Annotated in this window: 22 protein-coding genes; 11 read left to right on the forward strand and 11 right to left on the reverse strand. The window is 68.9% G+C overall.

Features of this window, described 5'->3' with window-relative positions; all coding sequences use genetic code 11:
* Window positions 1-103: 103 nt before the first annotated feature.
* The 3 genes from rpsP to trmD are packed head-to-tail and all read left to right on the forward strand — an operon-like array spanning window position 104 to window position 1,778.
* Complete coding sequence (rpsP, locus tag OOZ48_RS11340) at window positions 104-358, forward strand: 30S ribosomal protein S16 (protein WP_269498376.1); 255 nt, start codon at window positions 104-106, stop codon at window positions 356-358.
* A 15-nt stretch (window positions 359-373) separates the two neighbouring features.
* Window positions 374-997, forward strand: coding sequence for a ribosome maturation factor RimM (rimM, locus tag OOZ48_RS11345; RefSeq protein ID WP_269498378.1), 624 nt, complete (start codon window positions 374-376; stop codon window positions 995-997).
* 37 nt (window positions 998-1,034) lie between these two features.
* A complete protein-coding gene (trmD, locus tag OOZ48_RS11350) occupies window positions 1,035-1,778 on the forward strand; it encodes a tRNA (guanosine(37)-N1)-methyltransferase TrmD (protein WP_269498380.1) in 744 nt (247 codons plus the stop codon).
* 28 nt (window positions 1,779-1,806) lie between these two features.
* Here the strand turns inward: trmD and OOZ48_RS11355 are convergent, their stop codons facing one another.
* Genes OOZ48_RS11355 through OOZ48_RS11365 form a run of 3 tightly spaced genes read right to left on the reverse strand, consistent with a single transcriptional unit; the run spans window position 1,807 to window position 5,249 of the window.
* Window positions 1,807-2,511, reverse strand: coding sequence for a glutathione S-transferase N-terminal domain-containing protein (locus OOZ48_RS11355; RefSeq protein WP_269498685.1), 705 nt, complete (start codon window positions 2,509-2,511; stop codon window positions 1,807-1,809).
* A 53-nt stretch (window positions 2,512-2,564) separates the two neighbouring features.
* Window positions 2,565-4,496, reverse strand: a complete 1,932-nt coding sequence (locus OOZ48_RS11360) for a PIG-L family deacetylase (RefSeq protein WP_269498382.1) — start codon at window positions 4,494-4,496, stop codon at window positions 2,565-2,567.
* An 18-nt stretch (window positions 4,497-4,514) separates the two neighbouring features.
* The gene (locus OOZ48_RS11365; protein WP_269498383.1) at window positions 4,515-5,249 is read right to left on the reverse strand and encodes a carbonic anhydrase; all 735 of its coding nucleotides are present in this window, start codon (window positions 5,247-5,249) and stop codon (window positions 4,515-4,517) included.
* Window positions 5,250-5,349: 100 nt separating this feature from the next.
* Between OOZ48_RS11365 and OOZ48_RS11370 the strand changes: the two genes are divergently transcribed.
* From OOZ48_RS11370 to OOZ48_RS11405, 8 genes are all read left to right on the forward strand, one after another.
* Complete coding sequence (locus OOZ48_RS11370) at window positions 5,350-5,988, forward strand: trimeric intracellular cation channel family protein (protein ID WP_442867579.1); 639 nt, start codon at window positions 5,350-5,352, stop codon at window positions 5,986-5,988.
* Window positions 5,989-6,000: 12 nt separating this feature from the next.
* Window positions 6,001-6,948 (forward strand): carbohydrate kinase family protein, encoded by a 948-nt coding sequence (locus tag OOZ48_RS11375; protein WP_269498385.1) that lies wholly within the window; start codon window positions 6,001-6,003, stop codon window positions 6,946-6,948.
* An 88-nt stretch (window positions 6,949-7,036) separates the two neighbouring features.
* Window positions 7,037-7,975: a sulfurtransferase gene (locus tag OOZ48_RS11380; RefSeq protein ID WP_269498386.1), complete on the forward strand. Its 939-nt coding sequence runs from the start codon at window positions 7,037-7,039 to the stop codon at window positions 7,973-7,975.
* A 27-nt stretch (window positions 7,976-8,002) separates the two neighbouring features.
* A complete protein-coding gene (locus tag OOZ48_RS11385) occupies window positions 8,003-9,085 on the forward strand; it encodes a YeeE/YedE thiosulfate transporter family protein (RefSeq protein ID WP_269498387.1) in 1,083 nt (360 codons plus the stop codon).
* A gap of 11 nt (window positions 9,086-9,096) precedes the next feature.
* Window positions 9,097-9,261: a hypothetical protein gene (locus tag OOZ48_RS11390; RefSeq protein WP_269498388.1), complete on the forward strand. Its 165-nt coding sequence runs from the start codon at window positions 9,097-9,099 to the stop codon at window positions 9,259-9,261.
* Between the two features lie 12 nt (window positions 9,262-9,273).
* Window positions 9,274-10,071, forward strand: a complete 798-nt coding sequence (locus OOZ48_RS11395) for an IclR family transcriptional regulator (RefSeq protein WP_269498389.1) — start codon at window positions 9,274-9,276, stop codon at window positions 10,069-10,071.
* Between the two features lie 139 nt (window positions 10,072-10,210).
* Window positions 10,211-11,209, forward strand: coding sequence for a TAXI family TRAP transporter solute-binding subunit (locus tag OOZ48_RS11400; protein WP_269498391.1), 999 nt, complete (start codon window positions 10,211-10,213; stop codon window positions 11,207-11,209).
* Between the two features lie 123 nt (window positions 11,210-11,332).
* Window positions 11,333-13,945, forward strand: a complete 2,613-nt coding sequence (locus OOZ48_RS11405; protein ID WP_269498393.1) for a TRAP transporter permease — start codon at window positions 11,333-11,335, stop codon at window positions 13,943-13,945.
* Window positions 13,946-14,165: 220 nt separating this feature from the next.
* Here the strand turns inward: OOZ48_RS11405 and OOZ48_RS11410 are convergent, their stop codons facing one another.
* The 8 genes from OOZ48_RS11410 to OOZ48_RS11445 all read right to left on the reverse strand — a co-directional run bounded on the left by OOZ48_RS11410 (window position 14,166) and on the right by OOZ48_RS11445 (window position 22,549).
* Complete coding sequence (locus tag OOZ48_RS11410; protein WP_269498395.1) at window positions 14,166-14,300, reverse strand: hypothetical protein; 135 nt, start codon at window positions 14,298-14,300, stop codon at window positions 14,166-14,168.
* 101 nt (window positions 14,301-14,401) lie between these two features.
* The gene (locus OOZ48_RS11415) at window positions 14,402-14,581 is read right to left on the reverse strand and encodes a hypothetical protein (RefSeq protein WP_269498396.1); all 180 of its coding nucleotides are present in this window, start codon (window positions 14,579-14,581) and stop codon (window positions 14,402-14,404) included.
* A gap of 297 nt (window positions 14,582-14,878) precedes the next feature.
* Complete coding sequence (locus tag OOZ48_RS11420; RefSeq protein ID WP_269498398.1) at window positions 14,879-15,259, reverse strand: DUF5368 family protein; 381 nt, start codon at window positions 15,257-15,259, stop codon at window positions 14,879-14,881.
* Between the two features lie 11 nt (window positions 15,260-15,270).
* A complete protein-coding gene (locus tag OOZ48_RS11425) occupies window positions 15,271-16,611 on the reverse strand; it encodes an NAD(P)/FAD-dependent oxidoreductase (RefSeq protein WP_269498401.1) in 1,341 nt (446 codons plus the stop codon).
* A gap of 41 nt (window positions 16,612-16,652) precedes the next feature.
* Window positions 16,653-18,098: a TolC family outer membrane protein gene (locus tag OOZ48_RS11430; RefSeq protein WP_269498402.1), complete on the reverse strand. Its 1,446-nt coding sequence runs from the start codon at window positions 18,096-18,098 to the stop codon at window positions 16,653-16,655.
* Between the two features lie 12 nt (window positions 18,099-18,110).
* Window positions 18,111-18,320: a YgaP family membrane protein gene (locus OOZ48_RS11435; RefSeq protein WP_269498404.1), complete on the reverse strand. Its 210-nt coding sequence runs from the start codon at window positions 18,318-18,320 to the stop codon at window positions 18,111-18,113.
* 1 nt (window position 18,321) lies between these two features.
* A complete protein-coding gene (locus OOZ48_RS11440) occupies window positions 18,322-21,528 on the reverse strand; it encodes an efflux RND transporter permease subunit (RefSeq protein ID WP_269498407.1) in 3,207 nt (1,068 codons plus the stop codon).
* Window positions 21,529-21,532: 4 nt separating this feature from the next.
* Window positions 21,533-22,549, reverse strand: a complete 1,017-nt coding sequence (locus tag OOZ48_RS11445) for an efflux RND transporter periplasmic adaptor subunit (RefSeq protein ID WP_269498408.1) — start codon at window positions 22,547-22,549, stop codon at window positions 21,533-21,535.
* Window positions 22,550-22,571: the final 22 nt, after the last annotated feature.

Consider the following 22,571-nt stretch of genomic DNA (forward strand, 5'->3'; position numbering starts at 1 on the left):
TGTTTTTTGGGCGCGCACCCAGCCGTGGTGCGCACGGATTGCCGCCAGGCATCCAAAAGTGCTAAAATTTTGCGTTTTTCATCGTATTTTCAAAGGATTATCAATGGTTGTGATTCGTCTGGCCCGCGGCGGCTCGAAGAAGCGTCCCTTCTACAATGTCGTTGCAGCCGATTCGCGCAATCGCCGCGATGGCCGTTTCATCGAACGCGTGGGGTTCTATAACCCCGTCGCGGGCGAAGGCCAGGAAGGCCTGCGCATCGCCCTCGATCGCATCCAGCACTGGACGCAGAACGGCGCGCAGCTCTCGCCCACGGTTGCCCGTCTGGTCAAGGAATATTCGGCCAAGGCTGCCGCCTGATCAACGGTGCGCGCCATGGCTGGCCGCGCATCCGGCGCCGACTCCGTGCCCGATGATCTGGTCGAGGTCGGCAGGATCGTTGCGGCCCATGGTGTGCGCGGCTGGCTCAAGATCCAGCCCTATTCCGCCGATGCGCAGGCTCTGCTGCGCGCGGCGATCTGGTGGCTGAAGCTACCCGCGGCCGGCCCGCAGGCCGGCATGGCGCCGTCGGCGCGCGCCATCGAGGTGCGCACCAGCCGCCTGCATGGGGGGCGTTTCGTCGTCGCCCAGTTCGAGGGCATCGCCGATCGCACTGCGGCCGAGGCCCTGCAGGGGTGCACCGTCTGGGCGTCCAGGGCCGCCTTTCCAGAAGCCGGCGAGGATGAGTATTACTGGGTCGACCTGATCGGCTGCGACTTCTTTGGGCAGTCCGGCGAGGCCTCCTGTTTTCTAGGCCGCGTCGACGAGGTGTTCGACAATGGCGCCCATGCGGTGCTGCGCGTGGCGCGTGGCGTCCTGGACGGGCAGGGCGGATTCCAGCCCGAGGCGGATGCCCGCGGGCGGCCGGTGCATGTGCTGGTGCCGTTCGTGCAGGCCCACGTGCAGCGTGTCGATCTGGCGGCCCGGCGCATCGACAGCGACTGGCCCGCCGATTTCTGAGCGCCGCAGGGCGTTTGCTTCGATGCGGGGCGCAAGCATGCGATTCGATCTGATCACTTTATTTCCCGACATGTTCGCCGCCTTGCGCGACCAGGGGGTGACCGGGCGTGCCCACGCGCGGGGACTCTGGTCCCTGGGTGTGTGGAATCCCCGCGATTTCACCGAGGACGTCCATCGCACGGTGGACGATCGGCCTTACGGCGGCGGGCCGGGCATGGTCATGATGGCCGAGCCCCTGGCGCGCGCGGTGGCGGCGGCCCGTGCCGCGCGCCATGCCGAGTCGGCCGAGGATCCGGATCGCGTGCCGGTCGTGCTGCTGTCCCCGGCCGGCCGGCGTCACGATCAGCGGCTGGCGCAGCGCTGGGCGCGGTCCTCGGGCGCGATCCTGATCTGCGGCCGCTATGAGGGCGTGGATCAGCGGTTCATCGATCGACACGTGACCGAGGAACTGTCGCTGGGGGACTATGTGCTGTCCGGCGGCGAGCTGGCGGCGATGGTCGTCATGGACAGTGTGCTGCGCCTGCTGCCCGGCGTCCTGCATGATGCGCAGTCCGCCGAGCAGGATTCCTTCAATCCCGCACTGGGGGGACTGCTGGACAGTCCGCACTACACCCGCCCCGAAGTCTGGGACGGCGTGCCGGTGCCCGAGGTGCTGCTGTCGGGGCACCATGCGCAGATCGCCGAATGGCGGCGCCGTCAATCGCTGGCTCTGACCCTGGCACGCCGCCCCGACCTGCTCGAGGCGGCGCCGGCAAAGGACGAGGCCGACGGCGAGGACTGAGCCGCAGGTGCCTTAGTGTGAACAGGCCCTAGCCGCGCGGCGGGATATCCAGGCCGCGCTGGACCGCGGGACGGGCGACGAAAGCCTCGAGGACCCGCGCCACCTCGGGAAAGTCCCCAAAGCCCACCAGTTCGCCGGCCTCGTAGAAACCGACGAGATTGCGGACCCACGGAAAGATCGACATGTCGGCGATGCCGTAGTCGTCCCCCATCATCCAGGCGCGGCCCCGAAGGTGTCCTTCGAGAACCTTCAGCAGCCGGCGCGATTCGTCCACGTAGCGCTGCAGCGGCCGCTTGTCCTCGTAGTCCTTGCCGCCGAACTTGTTGAAGAAGCCCACCTGGCCGAACATCGGCCCGATGCCGCCCATCTGGAACATCAGCCACTGGATCGCCTGGTAGCGCAGGGCCGGGTCGGCGGGCAGAAAGCGGCCGGACTTGTCGGCGAGGTAGATCAGGATCGCCCCCGTCTCGAACAGCGGCAGGGGCCGGCCCCCCGGGCCGTCCGGGTCGATGATGGCGGGAATCTTGTTGTTGGGGTTGAGGGACAGGAATTCCGGCGAGAGCTGATCCTGCGTGCTGAAGCTGACCAGATGCGCCTCGTACGGCAAGCCGGTTTCCTCCAGCATGATCGAGACCTTGACGCCGTTGGGGGTCGGCAGGGAATACAGCTGGATGCGGTCTGGATGTCGAGCCGGCCACTTGCGGGTGATGGGGAATGCTGACAGATCGGCCATGATGTCCTCGAGGGGTTCGAATATTGGCATTGTGCCTGATTCGGGTACGGCGTTCAGGCCGGGGGTGCCGATGTCTTGAGCGTCGGTGGGCGGGGCCTGGGCGCCAGTCCGCTGGCCTGCGGCGGCGGGCGGCCGACGATGTCGCCGCGCCAGGTGCCGCCGCGCCGGCTCAGCACCAGGTAGTCCTGGCCGGGCCCGATCTGGCGCGTGACGACGTGCAGTTCGCCGTCGACTGCATCGAGGCTGGGGTCGGATGCCGGGGCCCCGGGCAGCCTGCGCGCGCGGCCATCCCGGATCAGCCAGAGCGGGCCGCCGTCGCGTTCGCGGGCGGCCACGACGACATGGCCGTCCGGTCCCAGGAGGATCGCGGGGCGGCCCTGGTAGACCAGGCCCAGGTCCTCGGGCCGACCCCATGCCCCGCAACCGGCGCCTTGGCGCCGCTGCGTCATGCGCATCATGCGCCCGCTGCGCGCGTCGCGCAGATAGGCTTCCATTCGCCCGGCGGCATTCTGCAGCACGGCCAGGCCCCCGCTGCTGCGGATGCCCCGGATGCGATGCCACTGCGCCGGGACGCCCTCGGGCAGCGGTTCGCCGCCTTTGGCGCACCAGAGCGTCCCGGCCTCGTCCGTGGCGAGGACCAGGACGCCCTGGTTGCGGTCCTCGGCGATCGCCGCGTCGGCCCGCGCCGCCGGCAGCGGAGGCAATCCCCGCCATCCCGCCCATTGCCGGCGCGCCGTGTCCCAGCGGGACAGTTGCAGGCGTCCGTCGTGGCCCATGCCCAGCGCCCACGGAGCCGGGCCGCGGGTGACCACCGGCGCACGCGTCAGGCGCGCCCCCTCGACGGGCCGCCAGGCCGTCGGACCGCCGGCGGCATCGATCAAGACAGACAGGATGCGGCCGTCCGGGCTGCGCAGCAGGGCGCCGGTTTCCGGGGCCGCCAATCTGAATACCGTCACCGGATCGGCGCTGCGCGGTCCCTGGCCCAGGGCCTGAATGCGCCCGTCGGCCAGCAGGCTGGCATTGTTGGAGTATTCGTCGACCGTGAGCAGGATGGGGCCGCCGGATTGCGCCAGCAGCGCCGCGGGGGTATTTCCATGAGATACATAATATATTCTTGACACCCATGCGGCCTCGGGTCCGGCCGGCTGTGCGCAACGCGCCGGATCGCGGCAATAGCGGTAGTCGTGGCGCATGTAGGCCAGGAAAACCTCGGTCTTGGCGGCGGCTTGCGCGGACGGCAGGTTGCTGGGACGTTCCTGGCTGGGATAGTTCAGGTAGCCGATCTCGGCATAGATGCCCGGGGCCCGCGCCATGGCGTCGCGCACCAGCCGCGCGCCGGCGATATGGTCGGGATGGTCGTCCCCGGCGCAGCGCCAGCACAGCTCGGCATAGGGGGTGGCGATAGTGGCGTCCATGTATCGCACCGAGGTCGGCGCGTAATCCCGGATCAACGCCGCCAGGACTGTCACCAGGCCGGAACGGACATAGCGCTCGACCAGCGGACCGATCGATTCCGCCTCCGCGCCAGGCACGGATTCCGCCTGGCTGAGCGGCGTGAGGCTGCCCCAGCCCTTGCCCAGCCAGGGGTCCTTGATGCGCATCTGGACCAGGCGGATGGCCGGACGGTCCTCCAGGGTGTAGCGGGCAAGGCGGCGCCCGTCCAATGTCAGCACGTCCTCGCGCCAGGCGTCGCGCACGCCCGCGGCGCGGGCGTAGGCGGCCCGGATGCCGCGTTCGCGACCCAGCATATAAGGCGCGCCTTCGCCGCGATCGCTGGCGGTCAGATAGACGACTTGCAGGCAGCCGCCCGCGTCGAGGGTATCCGCGATATCCGGATTCATGAACAGCAAGTCGTCGTCCATGTGGGCGACGACGGCCAGGTCGCGGATACCGTGGCAGCCGAAGTGCGTGGCCGCCGGCGCCTGCATCGGCCAGAGCAGGGCGCCCACGCTGAGCGTGAGAGTCGCGAGCAGGCGGCGCGGCATGATCCGGAGGCCCCGGACCTATTCGACGATCAGGCGGCCGTTGAGGGGCTGCACCGGCCGGTTGGTCGGCCCGCCCATGATGCCTTCGAATGCGGCAATCTGTTCGCTGGATGCGGTCAGGGGTTTCTGGAGCACCAGCCAGCGTACGCCCTCGGAGCAGGGCGGCGTGGTGAGGGAGCCGCTGAACCGGTAGTAGTCGAGCGCGGCCGGCAGCATCCGGGTGGCATCGACGGGCTGCGCCAGGGGCTGCGCCGGCCCGGGCTGCGCGGGCAGTTGCGCCCAGGCCGGCGCCAACGCCTCGTTGGCGGCGCCGGTCTCGTACATGACCCCGATCACGGCCAGAGCACCCTTGGCGTCGGCATGCACGAAATGCGCCTCGAGGGGGAACAGGCGGCCGTCGATGGTGTTTTCGCTGGGGGCATGGAAATGGACCTGCTTGAGCTCGAAATCCCGGCCGTCCAGATTGAGGGCGCCACCCGGCGCGAAGTCGATCTGGATGGTGTGGCCGTTGTTGATGATCGTCGCCGGACCGGCGGCATACCGCATGTGCAAGGGCGGCAGCTGGGCCTTGACCGTCGAACTGATATCGACGGGCGATTGATTGCGGCCCTGGGAGCAGGCTGTGAATTCGGGGCTGAGCGCGCCCCAGTGCGCGGGCCCGCCGGCGCCCTCGTAGGCCCATTGGGCCGGGCCCGCCGCCCCGGCGTTCGCGGACAGAATCAATCCGGCGGTAAGCAGCATCCAGCGTTTCATACGAGTTCCTTTTTTCAGTTTGGAAGGAGACGTGACGGAATGTGTTCTGTCGGATGCGGTAAATTCTAAGGGAAATCAAGCTCTCAAAGGGAATCTTGTGATCGAAGCCCCCTCGACCGCCCTGTTCTTGCAGATTCTCTATCTCGTCGCCATCTCGGCCGAGGCCATGACGGCGGCGCTGGCGGCCGGGCGGCGCGAAATGGACTGGGTGGGCGTGTGCCTGCTGGGCTGGGTGACCGCCCTGGGCGGCGGTTCCGTGCGCGACATCCTGCTGGACCATCATCCGCTGAGCTGGGTCGCCCATCCCTCCTACCTGGCGGTCACGGGTGTTGCCGCGCTGTTGACCATCGCCATTGCCCGGCACCTGGCGCAGCTGCGCTGGCTGTTCCTGTTCCTGGATGCGGTGGGCCTGGTGGTGTTCACGGTGATCGGCTGCAATGTGGCCATCGGCCTGGACATGCCCGTCGGGGTCGTCATCGCGTCGGGCCTGATTTCCGGCTGCGTGGGCGGGGTGTTGCGCGACGTCCTGTGCAATGAGATCCCGCTGCTGTTTCGCGCCGAGCTCTACGCCACGGTCTCCGTCGTCACCGGGGGACTGTATGTGGCGGGGCACGCCCTGCAATGGCATCACGAGGCCGTCATGGCGGTGGCGATGATCGTCGGCCTCGCGCTGCGGCTGCTGGCCCTGCGCTTTGGCTGGAGCATGCCGAAGTTCGTCTACACGCGCGACCTGCACTGACGAGGGCTTGCCATGAAAATCCTGACGATAGGCGCCGCGGTGGTGGACATCGTGGTGGCGCGCGTCCTGCCGATGCGCGGCGCCAAGCAGGACGTGGCCCACATCGGCCTGTACGCGGGCGGCGGTGCGGTGAACGCCGCCCTGAATTTCGCCGCGCGTGGTGCGCAGGCGACGGTGCAGGCCGGCGTGGGCGCCGACCTCGAAGGCGGCTTGATCGCGGGCCTGCTGGCGCGGCACGGCGTGCATGTCGCGTTCGAGACGGTGTCCGAGCCCACCGGCAAGGCGGTGGTGATGGTCGACGAGCGGGGCGCCGCCCGCGCTTATGCGCAGCGCGGCGCGAGCGCCCGCGTGGGTGGGCATGGATTTCCGGGCTTGGCCGCCTGCGACGTCGCCTATGTCACCGGCCTGTCGCTGGAGTCGCAGGCACACCTGGATGCCGCCCTGAGCGCGCCGGGCGGGCGGGGATGGCGGCTGGTGGTGACGCCGGGCGCCCGCCAGATCGCGCAGCCCGAGGCGCTGCGGATCCTGCGGCGCGAAGCCGACCTGCTGTGCATGAACATCGATGAGGCCAGCCGCTTGTGCGGCGAGGCGCCTGCCGCCGCGCACGAGGAATTTCCGCCCGAGCGCGCCGAGGCCTTGGCACGCCGCATTCTCTCGCGAGAGGGCCAGGGCGTCCTGATCACCCTGGGCGAGGGTGGGGCGCTGTTCCATGACGGCCGCGCCGGACATTTCGCTCCCGCCCAGGCGGTCGAGGTCGTCTCCACCGTAGGTGCGGGGGATGCCTACGCCTCAGCCTTCGTGCACGAATGGGCACAGGGCGCCGATCCCGCCCGGGCCCTGACCGAGGCGGCGGCCAGCGCGGCCCGCATCCTTCAGGTCCTGCCGGCCAATCTGGCGGGCGCCTTGCGGGAGGTCTCACAGGCATCCCCGGGATCCTTATCCCCCGGAAATAGAAGCTAATAAACAGGCGATCTATCGCGCCTCATCCGCCGGGCCTTAAAGTCTGAGAAAATAAGAACCCCTGTTCTTATTGCTTCAGGTCATCATCATGAAATCCCTGACTTCCTACCTGGGCGCCGCGGTCGTGGCGCTCGGTGCCTCGTCCGCGGCCTGGGCTGCGCAGCCGCTGCTCACGCCGCCTGAACTGGAGGCGATCCGCCAGGATCCCGCGGTGCGGGTGATCGACATCCGGCCTCCCGACGCCTACGCGGCGGGCCATATTCCCGGCGCCGTGTCCGCGCCCTACGGGCAATGGCGCGGCCCGGCCGACAATCCCGGCGAACTGCCGCCCGTCTCGCGCCTGACCGAGCTCGTGCGCGGCCTGGGCGTGGATGCCGGCACGCATGCGATCGTGGTGTCCTCGGGCGCCGACGCCACCGATTTCGGCGCCTCGGCCCGCGTGTACTGGACCCTGAAATACCTGGGCTTGAAGGATCTCTCGATCCTCAACGGCGGCCTGAAGGCCTGGGCCGACGCCGGCCTGCCCCAGGACCAGGCGGCCCCGGCCGTCACCGCCAGCGCCTTCGAGGCCCGGCTGGACGACAGCCTCATCGCCACGACGGAGCAGGTCGCGGCCCAGGTCGGCAATCCCGCCGTGCGCCTGGTCGATGCGCGCCCCCTGGATTTCTACCTGGGCAAGGTCAAGGCGCCCACCGCGCAGGTCCCCGGCACCATCCAGGGCGCCGTCAATCTCGAAAACGGCAAGTGGTTCAAGCCCGGCACCTCGATCTTCGTCTCGGCCGACGAGGCCCGCCGGATCGCCGCGCAGTCCCTGCCGGAACCGGCCGACGAAACGATCTCTTTCTGCAATACCGGGCATTGGGCCGCCACCGACTGGTTCGCCTTGTCCGAGGTGGTGGGCCAGAAGAACGTCCGTCTGTATCCCGCTTCGCTCGCCGAGTGGTCGCATGACAGCGCGCTGCCCATGGACAACGTGCCGGGCCGCGGCTCGCAGATTCTCGACAAGCTCAAGGGCCTGCTGGGCTGAGGCCCGGTTCCCCCTCAAGGAGATCGCGTGAAACGCAGTCCCGTCGCGATCCTGACGATCGCCTTCATGGTTTTCCTGGCCTGGTCCGTCGCCTTGCGCCAGGCCCTGTTGTTCCTCGTGGGTGTGGGCATGGGTGCCGTCCTGGCCGGGGCGCGTTTCGGCTTTACGACCGGCTGGCGCCGGCTGATCGAGCAGCGCGACCCCAGTGGCGTGCTGGCGCAACTGCTGCTGCTTGCCGTGGCCGCCGCGGTATCCATGCCGCTGCTGGCGGCCTTTCCGACCGACCTGGGCGCCGCCCTGGGTCCGCCCAGCATCAGCCTGCTGGTGGGCGCCTTCGTGTTCGGCGCCTGCATGCAGGTGGCCGACGGCTGCGGGTCGGGCACCTTGTACAAGGCGGGCCTGGGCATCCCCCTGAACATGGCGATCCTGCCGTTGTTCGCGATCGGCAGTTTCCTGGGCTCGGCGACCTTGGACCGCTGGCTGGCGCTGGGCGCGGTTCCGCCGTATGGGCTGGTCACGCATTTCGGCGCTCCGGTGGCGCTGGCGCTCACCCTGGCGGGATTGGCCGCGGTGGGGCTGGGCGTGGTGCGCTGGGCCGGACGTTCGGCCCGGCTGTTCGATCGCAAGCTGCTGATCGGGGCTGTGCTGCTGGCCGCCCTGGCCGCCCTGAACCTGGTGATCGCCGGCCAGCCCTGGGGCATCGTCTACGGCTTTGGCCTGTGGGCGGCCAAGCTCGCGACCGCGGCCGGCGTGTTCGACCCCTCCGCCAACCCCTTCTGGAGCGAAACCGTCAACGCCACCACGCTGGGCCAATCGGTGTTCCTGGACGTCACCTCGATCACCAACCTCGGCATCCTCGCCGGCGCCTTGTGGATCGCGGCGGGCCAGTCCGCGGGCAAACCCGCCAAGGGATTGAACGGCACCCAATGGCTGGTCGGCATCGTGGCCGGCTTTCTGCTGGGCTACAGCTCGCGCCTGGCCTTTGGCTGCAACATCGGCGCCATGGTCAGCGGCATTTCGACCGGCAGCTTGCATGGCTGGATCTGGGTGCCGATGGCGTTCCTCGGCTCCTTGCTGGGCGTGCGCGTGCGCCGTCGTTTCGCGTTCTGATCGGAGGCGGCATGAAGAACCCTTTGATGGCCGTGTTGTTCTGGGCGCTGATCGCCGGCTTTTTCGCCTGGGACTGGGCGCACAGCACCGCCGTCGACGTGCGCGCCGAGCCGCCGCTGATCGCCGCCGGCTCCGGGCAGGCCCCCAGCGGCGGGCATTGCGCCTCGACGTTCTGATCCACACCACCGATGGCAGACGATCCATTGACGCCCGACCGTCCCGCCGCACCCGCTGTCGCGCGGGCGACCGCCGTCCTCGATCGGATCGCGGCGGCGGGCGAGCCGCAGTCCTTGGCCGAACTGGCACGGGCGCTGCGCATTCCCAAGAGCACCCTCCACGGCCTGTGCGCCACCCTCGAGCAACTCAACCTGCTCACCCGCCTGGACAGCGGCCAGATGACCCTGGGACCCCATGTGATGATGTGGGCCAATGCGTTCCTGGCGCGCATCGACATCACCCAGGAGTTCTTTGCCTCCTGGGATGACATGCGCGTCCTGCCCGAGGAGACCATCACGCTGTCCGTGCGCGACGGGCGCGAGGTGGTCTACATCGCCTGCCGCAACGGCGTGCGGCCGCTGGGCTTCACCTTTCGTTCAGGCATGCGCCTGCCGTCGGTCTACACGGCCACCGGCCAGGCCATGCTCAGCACCTCGCCCGACGAGGGTGTGCGCAAACTCATGGGCGCGCCCGGCGCCTGGCCTGTGCCACTGACGGCCAACGGCCTGCGCGACGTCGAGGCCCTCATCGACGAGTTGCGCCGCGTGCGCCGCCGCGGCTATTCCATCGATCGCGAGGCCGTGCGCGAGGGCATGTACTGCTTTGGCGCGCCGGTCTTCGATTCGCACAATCCCGAGGCGGTGGCCGGGGTGGCGGTCAGCATCCGGGCCGACGATGTCGACGAGGCGCTCGAGGAGCGCGCCGGGCAAGCCATGCGCAGGCTCGCGGACCGTCTCTCACAACGCCTGGGCGCCTGGCGCAGGGCCTGAGGCCCGGCTGGATTTCCTCGGAAATTGGTAAAAACCCCGAATGAAACAGTCGAGGTTTTCGTAGCCATCGCGGCAACAAGTGTTTTATCCTGTCCGTTCGCTTAATGCGGGCTTACCGCGGGTTGAAAAGGAGAACACAATGCGCGATTCATTCATGCCATCCCTGCGCCTCGGCCGGCGCCTGGCCCTGTCGGCCGCCGTTGCCGCCCTGTGCGCCGGCATGTCCGCGCCGGTTGCTGCGCAACAGAAATTCGTCAGCATCGGCACCGGCGGCGTCACCGGGGTCTACTACGCCGCGGGCGGCGCCATCTGCCGGCTGGTCAATAAGGACCGCGCCTCGCATGGCCTGCGCTGCTCGGTCGAGTCCACCGGAGGCTCGGTCTTCAACGTCAACACCATCAAGGCGGGTGAACTCGACCTGGGTGTGGTGCAGTCGGACGTGGGCTTCAATGCCTACAACGGGGAAGGACAATTCAAGGATTCCGGCAAGTTCGACAAGCTGCGCTCCGTCTTCTCGATCCACCCGGAACCCTTCACCGTCGTGGCGAACAAGGATGCCAACATCAAGACTTTCGAGGACTTCAAGGGCAAGCGCTTCAACGTCGGCAATCCCGGCTCGGGCACGCGCGCATCGATGGAGATGCTGCTGGAGGCCATGGGTCAGGGGTTGAACTTCTTCTCGCTGGCCTCCGAGTTGCGGCCCGATGAGCACGGGTCGGCCCTGTGCGACGGCAAGATCGACGGGTTCTTCTATGGTGTGGGCCACCCCTCGGCCAACATCCAGGATCCGACGACGACCTGCGGCGCGCAATTGGTCTCGCTGACCGGCCCCGTGGTCGACGGCCTGGTCGACAAGTATCCCTACTACGCCAAGGCCACGATCCCCGCGGGCCTGTATCCCAACAATCCGCAGGAAACCCAGACCTACGGGGTTCTGGCGACTTTCGTGACCTCCGCCGACGTGCCCGAGGATACGGTCTATCAGGTGGTGAAGGCGGTCTTCGATAATTTCGACGACTTCAAGAAGCTGCACCCCGCGCTGGGCCACCTCGTCGCCGAGGACATGGTCAAGAACGGCCTGTCCGCGCCGCTGCATCCGGGCGCGGAAAAGTACTTCAAGGAAAAAGGCCTGCTGTGATCCAAGGGCGGGGCGCGTGCGCCCGGCTCGCCGGGGTCCGCAGGGCCTGGTGACGGTCCATGGGGCGGCCGCGCGCGCGGCCGCCGATCATCGAGGGCATGGGGAAGGCCGATGCGAGAGGACATGAAGCAGATGGATAATGCCCACCTGGAGCAACTGGTCGCCGATGTGGACCGCGGCGGCCGGGACTTGCAGGGACTCGCCGGTACGCTGGTATTGCTGACCGCCCTGGCGTGGTCGTTGTTCCAGCTCTGGTATGCCTCGCCCATTCCGTTTGCTTTGCACCTGGGGATATTCAACGATACCGAGGCGCGCGCCGTTCACCTCGGCATCGCCATGTTCCTCGGCTACCTGGCGTTTCCGGCCCGCAAGGCCTCGCCGCGCGACCGGATACCCCTGCATGACTGGATCTTCGCGCTGGCGGCCGGATTCTGCGGCGCCTATCTGTTCCTGTTCTACAAAGAGCTGGCCGCGCGGCCCGGCATCCCGCTCATGCGCGACGTCGTGGTGGCGGGCATCGGGCTGTTGCTGCTGCTCGAGGCCACGCGCCGCGCCCTGGGTGCGCCGATGGCGGTGCTGGGGGCGGTGTTCGTCGCCTACGCGCTGCTCGGGCCCTGGCTGCCCGACGTCCTGTCGCACCGCGGCGCGTCGATCGAGCGCCTGATGTCACATATGTGGCTGACGACCGAGGGCGTCTATGGCGTGGCCCTGGGCGTCTCGGTCTCGTATATTTTCATCTTCGTATTGCTGGGTTCCTTGCTCGATCGCTGCGGTGCGGGCAACTACATGATGCAAGTGTCCTTTGCGATGCTGGGCCACCTGAGGGGCGGGCCGGCCAAGGTCGCGGTCGTGTCCTCGGCGGTCAACGGCATCGTGTCGGCCTCATCGGTGGCCAACGTGGTGACCGGGGGCATTTTCACCATTCCCCTCATGAAGCGCGCCGGCTATGGCGGCATCCGCGCCGGCGCCATCGAGACCGCGTCCTCGATCAATGGGCAGATCATGCCGCCGGTCATGGGGGCGGCCGCCTTCCTCATGATCGAATACGTGGGCATTCCCTACACCGACATCATTCGCCATGCGCTGCTGCCGGCGTCGATCTCCTACATCGCGCTGTTCTACATCGTGCACCTCGAGGCGTTGCAGCTGGGCATCGAGCCGATGCTCTCGGACAGCACACCCCGCACGCCGCTGCAGCGCCTCGCCGGCTGGGGGATGGGCCTGTCGGGATCGATCGCGGTCATGGGCCTGGTGTATTGGATCGGCGTGGGTGTGCAGCGGTTGGCGGGCGCCTGGGCGATCTGGATCCTGCTGGCCATGCTGGCGCTGCTGTACCTGTGGCTGCTGCGCATCGCGGCCAGCCATCCCGACCTGCCCACCGACATCGACATCACGCATCCCACGCGTCCGCCGATTTGGCCGACGGTGCGTGCCGGGCTGTATTATTTGATACCCATCGGGGTGTTGGTCTGGTGCCTGACCGTCGAGATGTTCTCGGCCGGATTGTCCGCATTCTGGGCGGTGATCGCCATGCTGATCCAGATGGTGACCCAGCATCCGCTGATTGCCTGGTTCAGGCGCCAGCCGACGGCGCACGCCTGGAGTCTGGGCTGGTCCGAGGCCGTCACCGGCCTGCAGGAAGGCGCGCGCAACATGGTGGGTATCGCCATCGCCTGCGGCACCGCCGGCCTCATCGTGGGGGCGATCACGCTGACCGGCCTGGGCCTGCGCATGACCGCCTTCGTCGAACTGGTGTCCATGGGCAGCGTGCTGCTGATGCTGCTGTTCACCGCCGCTGTCTGCCTGGTCCTCGGGCTGGGCATGCCGACGACGGCCAACTACATCCTGATGGCCACCTTGATGGCACCGGTAGTGGTCGAGCTGGGCGCGCAAAGCGGCCTGGTGATCCCGCTGATCGCGGTCCACATGTTCGTCTTCTATTACGGCATCATGGCCGACATCACGCCGCCGGTGGGACTGGCGACTTTTGCCGCGGCGGCGATCTCGGGCGAGGATCCCATCAAGACCGGCATCCAGGGCGTGAGGTATGCGCTGCGCACCGCCGTCCTGCCTTTCATGTTCATCTTCAATCCCTTGCTGCTGCTGATCGATGTGAATGGCTGGGGCGAACTGATCCTGATCGTCTCGGGCGCCACGCTGGCGTCCATGACGTTCGCGGCGGCGACGATGTTCTGGTTCCGCATCCGCTGCAATCTGCTCGAGGTGCTGTTGCTGCTGCTGGTGACCTTCGCGCTGTTCAGACCCGGCTGGTTCATGGATTTCGTGGCGCCTCGCTACCAGGTCCAGCCGGCGTCGCACATGCTGGAGGTCGCCGCGGCGCTGCCGGACAAGGGCCGGCTGATCGTGGTCATGGAGGGCATGAACCTCGAGGGCGACGACCTGTCCAAAACCGTCGCCGTGACGCTGCCGGCCTTGCCCGAGGACGGCGACCTCAACGGCGAGGCCGCCGGGCGCCAGCGCCTGGCGACGGCGGGCGTCACGGCCGTGGCCCTGGGCGGCCAGGTGCAGATCGCCAATGTCCGCTTTGGCAGCACGGCGCGCCGCGCCGGCTGGGAGCAGGGCTGGGTGATCCATGAGGTGCTGGTGCCCAATCCCTCGCGGCCGTCCGAGTTCTGGATCTACGTTCCGGCTCTGCTGATCCTCGCGCTGGTGTGGCTGGCGCAGGGGCGGCGCATGCGCGCGCGGCCCGGCCGCCTGGGGCGTCAGGCCTCATAGCGCCTCAGCCGCCGGCCGATGTGGACGCAACCCTGGCATCAGCTGCTGAAGCACAATGAGACGGTAGGGGGCTGTGCAGGCGAATAGGCCATTGGCGTGCACGATCTTGGCGTGCGCCGGACGGATTGAAGTGCGAAAGAACAGCCGCCCGTGGGCGGCTGATGGCGGAGTCGAAGGAAGGGTTGTTAGGCCTTTCCTACCGTAGCCTTCCGGCTACCGGTCACTTTTTCGCCGTTCGATCCCCTTTCTCTTGCTCAGCGGGTTCCTGAGGACTGCTCTTGGGATCCGGTTTCTGTTGCAGTTCGCCCTTCTTTTGGTTGAAGGGAGGGGTGTTGCTGGGTGTGTTCTGTTCCATGGTGTGCTCCGGGATTTCTGTTGCCATCGCCCAAAATAGGCTGATGACGCGGATGTTGGGTTAGGAGTTGGGCAGTACCACTGCGTGGCCAGAGTGCGGGTTCAGTATGGCAATCCGGGAAATTTTTCTTTCATCAGCTTGAGAAAATGGTTGCGGTGTTCGATCCGTCGTCTGGTGCGCTCGGTTTCGTCAAACGGAGAGGGCGGTGGGGGCGGCCAGTCCATGTCAACAGCGTGCAGCTTTGGCGCGATGAGGCCGGCGGGCAATAGGGAAATGATCATGAGGATTCCAAGTAGACTGGCCGGTTTGTTGTGTATATCTGGGCCAGGATTGCCCATCGCGAAACGTTCCGATCTCAACGAAATCGGTGTGCAAGGGGCCGCACGTTCAGGATGTGCGATTTTGACGGAGGCGGCGCGATCTGTTGGGTGGCTGGAGATCGGCCCTGAATGACTGTTGCCTCGATTTATTCAGTCTGGGGCATGCAGGGGCGAATAGCTAGCTTTACTTTGTATCTATTGTCACTGCCGATAGGCGGCGTGTGAGCGGCTTTACGATTCGCTGCTGAATTCCTTTTATCAGGCCTGTAAGCCGGTTTTCTGATCCAATGGACGCTGCCTGCAGCGGCTGACGATCGCCGCGATCCCGTAGGCGGCAAAGGCCGTCCACAGCATGCCGAGCACGAAGATCGCCACGATGAGCAGCCAGTCGATGGGGCCGCCCGCGTCGGTGAAGCCCGAGGACGACACCAGCGCCATCAGCCCGAGGGCCAGCGCGCCTCCGGCCAGCCCGAGGGCCTCGGACCAGACCAGGCGCCTGGCGCGCAGGCCGCGGTCGCGCCAGGCCGCCGCGATGAACAGCAGCGGGGCCAGCACGCCGAAGGCCAGCAGGGGCCACAGGAATACGCCCAGCATCTCCTGGAATATGGCGATGAGGGTCAGGGGATCGATGGTATCCATGTCGTGTCCTCTCAAGTGTGGCCGTGCAGCATGCTGATGTAGGTGGGCTTCAGGGCCATGGTCTTCATCACCCAGGTCACCCAGAGCTCCTCGAGGGGAGCCACCACGCCGGGAAAGGACGGCGTCAGGTTGTTCTGGTAGTCGAACTCGACGAGCATGGCGCGCCCCAGGCGGGTGATCAAGGGACAGAATGTATATCCGTTGTATATCAAATCACCGTCCTTGCCCCGCAGGGCGGCGACCAGGTGGTCGACCGCGACAGGGGCCTGCCATTTGACGCTGGCGGCGGTCTTGCCCTTGGGGACGCCGGCCACGTCCCCCACGCCGAATATCTCTGGATAGCGCGCGTGGCGCAGGGTCTGTTGGTCGACCTCCATCCAGCCGTCCGCGGCGAAGGGGCCCGCGCGCCAGGCGAGGGGGCTGTGGCGGATCACGTCCGGAGCGCGCATCGGGGGGATCACGTGGATGAAATCGTAGCCCAGTTCGACGGGGCCTTCGGGCGAGGCGAAGGTGGCGATGCGCCTGCCGGGGTCCACGGATTTCAGGATGCGGTCGTAATGGACGCGGATGCCGCGCTCCTGGAACAGCATGCGCACCTTCTCGGACACGATGGGAACGCTGAACAGAGCCTTGTTGTGGGCGTTGTAGATGAGCTCGGCTTTCTTGCGCTTGCCTCTGCGCGCCAGGTGGTCCTCGGTGATGAACGCGTATTTCAGGGGGGCGCCCGCGCATTTCATTTCGGTCCCCGGGCGCAGGAACACGCCGACCCCGCCGCGGTCGGCGAATTCGGACATCGCGCGCCAGGTGGCCTGGGCGGCCTCGGGGCCGAGGTAGAGGCTGCCCAGGCCGTTGCTGCCGATCAGGGACTCGTCCATGCCTTCGATCGCGGCATAGTCCAGCCGCAGGCCGCAGGCGACGATGAGGAAATCATAGGCAAGCGCCTGGCCGCCGCGTGTGAGGACGCGCCGCCCGTCGGGGTCGATCTCGGCCGCCTCCTCGGTCACCCACTGGACGCCGGGGGCGATGTGCTCGGCCGTGGTCGAGACCGGGTAGCGGGCGGGCTTGATGCCGCCCGCCACGAGGGTGTAGCCCGGCTGGTAGTAATGCGCCTTGCGGGCGTCGACCAGGGTGATCCGCGCGCCCTCCAGGCGCGCGGTCAGCAGCGAGGCGCAGGTCAGCCCCGCGGCGCCCGCGCCGAGGATGACGATGCGGACCGGGCTGCGCACCTTCTCGGCCGCTCGCGGGCGCGCCGCGGGCAGCAGCGCGATTCCGGCGCCGGCGGCGCATCGGGCGAGGAACGCCCGCCTGCCTTCGAGCGTCGGGGGCCATGATAGTGGATGGTCTGTCGGCATCGCGAGTCTCCTCGTGGGTGATCGGCCCGCCCCGCGGCGGGTCAGGGGCATTGCGCGCCTGCGAGGGCGCAATTGACGAATTTCAGTGCGTCGTCGTCCAGCCGCCCGGCCAGTGCGGACAGGCGCAGGCGGTCCATGGCGACTCCGGCGAGCGCCTCGCGGCGGGCCAGGTCCGCCTGTGCCACCGCGTCCTCGGCGTCCAGCCAGTCCAGGGTGCCGCGCTCGCCGACCTCGAGGCCCAGGCGGGTCGCGTCGCGGCGCGCCGCATTGGCCTCGAAGGCCTGCCGCAGCGCCCGGATGCGGGCCTGAGCAGTGTCCAGGCCGAGCCAGGCCGCGCGCACGGCCTGCGCGATGCGCTGGCCGGCGGCCCGCGACTGGAAACGGGCTTGGTCGCGCAGCGCCAGGGCCTCCTGGTAGCGGGCGCTGCGCATGCCTCCGGTGTACAGGGGGATGCGCAGCTGCACCCCGGCCGACCATTGGCTCGCGGTGTTGGCGGCGGGGCCGAATTCGCCCGTGCCGCTGAGGTGGCTGCGGCCGATGCCGCCGATGAGTTCGAGCGTGGGCGCCGCGATGGCGCGATGCTTGTCGGCCTCCTCGCTCGCCATGGCGGCGGCCTCCTGGCTCTGGCGGATGTCGGGACTGGCGTTCTCCGCCTGCGCCAGCCAGTCGTGCAGGGGTTCGGCAGGCGCCGCGGTCAGCCGCGCAGCCTCCGCCGGCAGGGGGGCGAGGTCCAGCCCCGGCAGGCCGGTGATGTCCCGGAACGCCGCCTGCGCGATCTCGAGCCGGACCCGCGCGAGCAGGCGCCGAGACTCGAGCTGGTCGAGCCGGGCGCGGGCCTCGTGCACGTCGAGGATCGAGCTGTCGCCGAGCCGGAAGCGCGCCTGCGCACGCGCCAGCATGCCGCTGACGGTTCGATGCTGCTGCTCGAGGACGCGCAAGCCGTCGCGCGCCAGCAGCACCTCGAAATAGCGCTGGGCCGTGCGCAGCATGGCCTGCTGCGTGGCCGCCTCCCACGCGGCCCGCGCCTGTGCTGCCGAGTGCTCCAGCTGCCGTTGCGCAGCCTGGCGCGCGGGATCGATCAGCGGCTGGCGCAGGTGGATGCCGTACTCGGTCCGGGTGCCGCCGCGCACCGAGGTGTTGAACTCGGCCCCGGTCGCGCCGCCGAAGCCCGGCGCGGCGAATTCGGCGCCCCGCGTGCGGCTTTCCTGGGTGCCGTATCCGGCCGAGGCGCGCGCCTCGATGGTCGGCCGCCAGAGGCTCTTGCCCTGTTCGATCCGGGTCTCGCCCGCCGCCAGCGCCTGCTGCGCGGCGGCCAGTTCCGGATCGTGTTCCTGCGCCGCCCGCCAGGCCTGCAGCAGGTCCGTGGCGTGCGCGGACGCGCCCAGCGCGAGGGCGCCGGCCAGGCCCAGGACGAGGCCGAGCCGGCGGCCCGGATGCGTCCGCGGTTCGCGCGGGCGCCCGGCGGTGGAATCGGAGGGTTTCACCATCGCCTCGCCGGCTCAGTCGGCCTGGCGCGCCCCGAGGCGGCGCATGATGCGTTCGAGCAGGCACCACCGGGTCACGCCGCTCTGGAGGATGTTCAGGCCGACGAAGACCGTGAACGCGAGCCACCACTGGCTGGTGAACCAGGGGCTGGCGGGGGCGCCCAGGAGCAGCGAGAGCAGGATGAAGAACCCCGCGAACAGGCGTACGAGTTGCCAGGAAGTCATGTCAGTCTCCTTGATGAAAAAGGGCTTGCGGATGTTTGCGGTAGGCGCTGTAGACCATCAGCGGGATGAGCACCAGGGTGAGTGCGGTGGAGACCAGGATGCCGAAGATCAGGGCGATCGCCAGTCCGTTGAAGATTGGATCGTCGAGGATGAAGAAGGCGCCCAGCATGGCCGCCAGCCCCGTCAGTACGATGGGCCGCGCGCGCGCGGCGGCCGACTCGGTCACGGCCGTGCCGAAGGCTGCGCCTGCGCGCAGGCGCAGGGCGATGAAGTCGACCAGCAGGATGGAGTTGCGCACGATGATGCCGGCCAGCGCGATCATCCCGATCATGCTGGTGGCGGTGAACTGCTTGCCCAGCAGCGCGTGGCCCGGCATCACGCCGATGAGGGTCAGGGGGATGGGCGCCATGATGATCAGCGGGATCAGGTAGGAGCCGAAATGGGCCACCACCAGCAGGTAGATCAGCAGCAGGCCCACCGCATAGGCCAGGCCCATGTCGCGGAAGGTCTCATAGGTGATCTGCCACTCGCCGTCCCATTTGATGGCATAGCCGGCGTAGGGATTCCCGGGGGCGGCGATGAAGTGTTCCCGCAAGGGCTTGCCATCGGGCGTGGGCAGCGCCAGGATCGCCTGGCGCGCGGCGAACATGCCGTACAGCGGGCTGTCCACCGCACCGGCCATGTCGGCGGTCACGTACTGGACGGGCAGCAGATCCTTGCGGTGCGCGGGCTGTTCGCGCGTGTCGCGGACCGCGCGCAGCAGCTCCCCGATGGGCACCGCCTCGCCGCCCGCGCCGCGCACGCGCAACTGCAGCAGCGCGCCCAGGTCGCCGTGGCGCTGCGGCGGCAGCCGCAGGACGATGGGCGTCGGCCGTGTCGCGCCATCGCGCAGATAGCCGGCCACGGCGCCGCCCAGGCCGGTGCGCAGCGCCTCGACGATGGTCGCCTGTGGCACGCCGGCGCGCGCCGCGCGCTCGCGATCGATCTCGAGCCTCAGGCGCGGGGCCGTGGCGATGGTGCTGTCGTGGACGTCCACCATGCCCTCGGTGCGCTCGAAGACGCCGCGCACGGCGCGTGCCAGGGCCAGGCGGCCCTCGGCCTCGGGGCCGTAGACCTGGGCGACGATCGGGGCCAGCACCGGCGGGCCGGGCGGGACCTCGACCACCTGGAGGACCGCGCCGTGGCGCGCGGCGATGGCGGCGAGGGCGGGGCGCGCGCGCATGGCGATGTCATGGCTTTGCGCGCTGCGCTCGCCCTTGTCCGCCAGATTGACCTGCAGATCGCCCAGGGCCGGATCCCGGCGCAGGTCGTACTGGCGCACCAGGCCGTTGAAATTGATCGGCGAGGCCGTGCCGGCATAGGTCTGGACGTTGTTCACCTCGGGGAGGGCCAGCAGGTGGTCCGCGAGTTCCTGCAGCACGGCCTCGGTCCGCTCGAGGGGCGTGCCGGCCGGCATGTCGACCACCACCTGGAATTCCGACTTGTCGTCGAAGGGCAGCATCTTGAGCTCCACCCAGCCCACCACCGGCAGCAGGGCCGAGGCGGCGATCAGGCCCAGCACCGCCAGCCCCATCAGGCGGCGGTGCAGGCCCGCGCGTGGCCCGTCCAGGAAGGGTGCGAAGATCCGTCCGAACCAGGCCCGGCCGCGGCCCGGCGCGGCGCGTCCGGGCACGGCCGGGCCATGGCGTCCGACATGGATCGCCAGCCACGGGGTCAGCGTCAGCGCGATGAGCAGCGAAATGAGCATGCCCATGCTGGCGTTGATGGGGATGGGGCTCATGTAGGGGCCCATCAGCCCGCTGACGAATGCCATGGGCAGCAGGGCTGCGATCACCGTGAAGGTGGCGAGGATGGTCGGCCCGCCGACCTCGTCCACCGCCGCCGGGATGCGCTCGAGCAGGGGCGCCTCGGGGTGGAGGATACCGTGCCGGTGGATGTTCTCGACCACTACGATGGCATCGTCGACCAGGATGCCGATCGAGAAGATCAGGGCGAACAGCGACACCCGATTCAATGTGAACCCCCAGGCCCAGGAGGCGAACAGGGTGGCCGCCAGGGTCAGCCCGACCGCGAGGCCCACGATCAGGGCCTCGCGCCGGCCCAGCGCCACCATGACCAGCAGCACCACGGACAGGGTGGCGAAGACCAGCTTCTGGATCAGGGTGCGGGCCTTGTCGTCGGCGGTGGCGCCGTAGTTGCGGGTCTCCGCGACCTCGATCCCGTCCGGGATCACCTGTCCGCGCAGCTCGGACACCCTTTGCATCACCGCGTCGGCCACCTCGATGGCGTTCTCGCCGGGTTTCTTGGTGATGGCCAGGGTCACGGCGGGGCGGGCCGTATCGCCGCCGTCCGCCACGCTGCGATGCGTCACGTAGTCCTCGGGCGGCGGCGCACCCTCGCGGATCCGGGCCAGTTCGCGCAAATAGACCGGGCGACCGTCGCGCAGTCCCACGATGAGGCTCGCGACATCCTCGCCACGACGCAGGAACCGGCCCGCATCCACGATGATGCTGCGATTGCCCGACAGCAATTCGCCCGCGCGCACGCCGGCGTTGGCGGCGCCCAGGGCTTGAACGACCTCGTCCGGGGAGATGTCGGCGGCGGCCATGCGCGCGGTGTCCAGGTCCACCCGCACGGTATGGGGCGCCCCCCCGATCAGCCAGACGTCGCGCGTGCCGGAGACGCGCTTGAGATCGGTTTCGATGCTGCGGGCGACCCGCTGCAGGGCATGCGTGTCCGCGTGTGCGGCGTGCAGGGTCAGTGTGACGATAGGCACATCGTCCACCCCCTTGGGCCGGATCGTGGGTGCGAGGACGCCCAGATCCATGGGCAGCCAGTCGCCGTGCGTGCGCAAGGTGTCGTGCAGCCGCACGAGGGCGTCGGTGCGCGGGACGCCGACCTGGAACTGCGCGGTCAGCACCGCCAGGCCCGGCGTGGACAGCGTCATGACGTGATCCATGCCGTCGATGCGCGCGAGGATCCGCTCGGCCGGGCCCGCGACGATCCGTTCGATCTCGCCCACCGACGCGCCAGGCCAGGCGATCGATACGGTGGCCATGGTCACGTCGATCTGCGGCTCCTCCTCGCGTGGTGTGGCCAGGAGGGCGAACACGCCCATCAGCAGCAGCGCGCCCGCCAGCAGCGGGGTCAGGCGGTTGTCCTGGAACAGGGCCGTGATCCGGCCTGCGATGCCGAGCCTGGTCCCCATGGCCTCAACCCCCGCCCGGGGCGCGTGCCGGGTCGACGAGCACGCGTTCGGACGCCTGCAGACCCGAGAGCACCTCGACCCATGGACCGTCCGCCGGTCCGGTGCGGATCTGGCGCAGGTGTGCGGCGCCTTGGCCGTCCAGCACGTAGGCGCCGGTCAGCTCGCCGCGGCGCAGCACGGCGCCCGATGGGATCCGCAGGCGCTCGCGCAGGCTGTCCGGGATCTCGATGGACAGGCGCACGGGCATGCCGGGAACCGGGCCCGCGGCGCCGCGGGGCAGTTCGAGGCGTATGGTGCCGGTCAGGCTGGCCGCCTGGCGGGTGGGCAGGACCTCGATGGCCAGCGTGTCCGGCAGCGTCGGGGCGAGCTCCGACGGCCAGCGGATCCAGGCCCGGCCGGCCAGCCGATGGAGCAGGTATTGGGGGACCCGGGCCTCGATCCGCAGGGCAGAGGGATCGAACATCGTCGCCAGCGGACGGCCGGGCATCACCATGTCGCCTTGATGGGCCTCGAAGGAGGCGATGACGCCATCGTAGGGCGCCTGGATCAGGAAGTGATCGGCCTGGGCGCCGGCGGCCAGCGCCTGCGCCCGCTGCGCAGCGACCCGGGCCTGCGCGGCCTGGTAGCGGGCGCGGGCCTGCTCGTAGGCGGCCTGGCTGATGTATTGCTGTTCGCGCAGCGCCTGTTGACGCTTGAGGTCGGCCCGAGCCAGGGCGAGGGCCGACTCGGCCTCGCGCACCTGCGCGTCGGCCGCCGCCCGGGCCTGCCGGGCGCCCTCGGCGTCCAGGCGCAGCAGGAGCTGGCCGGCGCGCACGGCCTGGCCGGCCCGCGCCCCGACGTCCGCGACCTCGCCGGCGACCTGCGCCGAGATCGTGGTGTCGCGCACCGCTACGACCGTGCCGTCGACCTCCAGCCGATCGGCGGCCATGACGGATTCCACGGCGGCGGTTTCCAGGGTGGCGGCCTGGGCCCCGGCGCCGAGCCCCAGCAGGACGGCCAGCAGCCAGGCGGGGCCGGGCATCCAGGGGATCGGCCATCGGAGC

This window comes from Castellaniella sp. S9 (assembly GCF_027257175.1).
In the GTDB taxonomy this organism is placed as follows: Bacteria; Pseudomonadota; Gammaproteobacteria; order Burkholderiales; family Burkholderiaceae_B; genus Castellaniella.

Coding starts and splice junctions, on each gene's coding strand:
- rpsP (WP_269498376.1), top strand. CDS start 104: ATGGTTGTGATTCGTCTGGCCCGCGGCGGCTCGAAGAAGCGTCCCTTC.
- rimM (WP_269498378.1), top strand. CDS start 374: ATGGCTGGCCGCGCATCCGGCGCCGACTCCGTGCCCGATGATCTGGTC.
- trmD (WP_269498380.1), top strand. CDS start 1,035: ATGCGATTCGATCTGATCACTTTATTTCCCGACATGTTCGCCGCCTTG.
- OOZ48_RS11355 (WP_269498685.1), bottom strand. CDS start 2,511: ATGGCCGATCTGTCAGCATTCCCCATCACCCGCAAGTGGCCGGCTCGA.
- OOZ48_RS11360 (WP_269498382.1), bottom strand. CDS start 4,496: ATGCCGCGCCGCCTGCTCGCGACTCTCACGCTCAGCGTGGGCGCCCTG.
- OOZ48_RS11365 (WP_269498383.1), bottom strand. CDS start 5,249: ATGAAACGCTGGATGCTGCTTACCGCCGGATTGATTCTGTCCGCGAAC.
- OOZ48_RS11375 (WP_269498385.1), top strand. CDS start 6,001: ATGAAAATCCTGACGATAGGCGCCGCGGTGGTGGACATCGTGGTGGCG.
- OOZ48_RS11380 (WP_269498386.1), top strand. CDS start 7,037: ATGAAATCCCTGACTTCCTACCTGGGCGCCGCGGTCGTGGCGCTCGGT.
- OOZ48_RS11390 (WP_269498388.1), top strand. CDS start 9,097: ATGAAGAACCCTTTGATGGCCGTGTTGTTCTGGGCGCTGATCGCCGGC.
- OOZ48_RS11395 (WP_269498389.1), top strand. CDS start 9,274: ATGGCAGACGATCCATTGACGCCCGACCGTCCCGCCGCACCCGCTGTC.
- OOZ48_RS11400 (WP_269498391.1), top strand. CDS start 10,211: ATGCGCGATTCATTCATGCCATCCCTGCGCCTCGGCCGGCGCCTGGCC.
- OOZ48_RS11405 (WP_269498393.1), top strand. CDS start 11,333: ATGAAGCAGATGGATAATGCCCACCTGGAGCAACTGGTCGCCGATGTG.
- OOZ48_RS11410 (WP_269498395.1), bottom strand. CDS start 14,300: ATGGAACAGAACACACCCAGCAACACCCCTCCCTTCAACCAAAAGAAG.
- OOZ48_RS11415 (WP_269498396.1), bottom strand. CDS start 14,581: ATGATCATTTCCCTATTGCCCGCCGGCCTCATCGCGCCAAAGCTGCAC.
- OOZ48_RS11420 (WP_269498398.1), bottom strand. CDS start 15,259: ATGGATACCATCGATCCCCTGACCCTCATCGCCATATTCCAGGAGATG.
- OOZ48_RS11425 (WP_269498401.1), bottom strand. CDS start 16,611: ATGCCGACAGACCATCCACTATCATGGCCCCCGACGCTCGAAGGCAGG.
- OOZ48_RS11430 (WP_269498402.1), bottom strand. CDS start 18,098: ATGGTGAAACCCTCCGATTCCACCGCCGGGCGCCCGCGCGAACCGCGG.
- OOZ48_RS11435 (WP_269498404.1), bottom strand. CDS start 18,320: ATGACTTCCTGGCAACTCGTACGCCTGTTCGCGGGGTTCTTCATCCTG.
- OOZ48_RS11440 (WP_269498407.1), bottom strand. CDS start 21,528: ATGGGGACCAGGCTCGGCATCGCAGGCCGGATCACGGCCCTGTTCCAG.
- OOZ48_RS11445 (WP_269498408.1), bottom strand. CDS start 22,549: ATGCCCGGCCCCGCCTGGCTGCTGGCCGTCCTGCTGGGGCTCGGCGCC.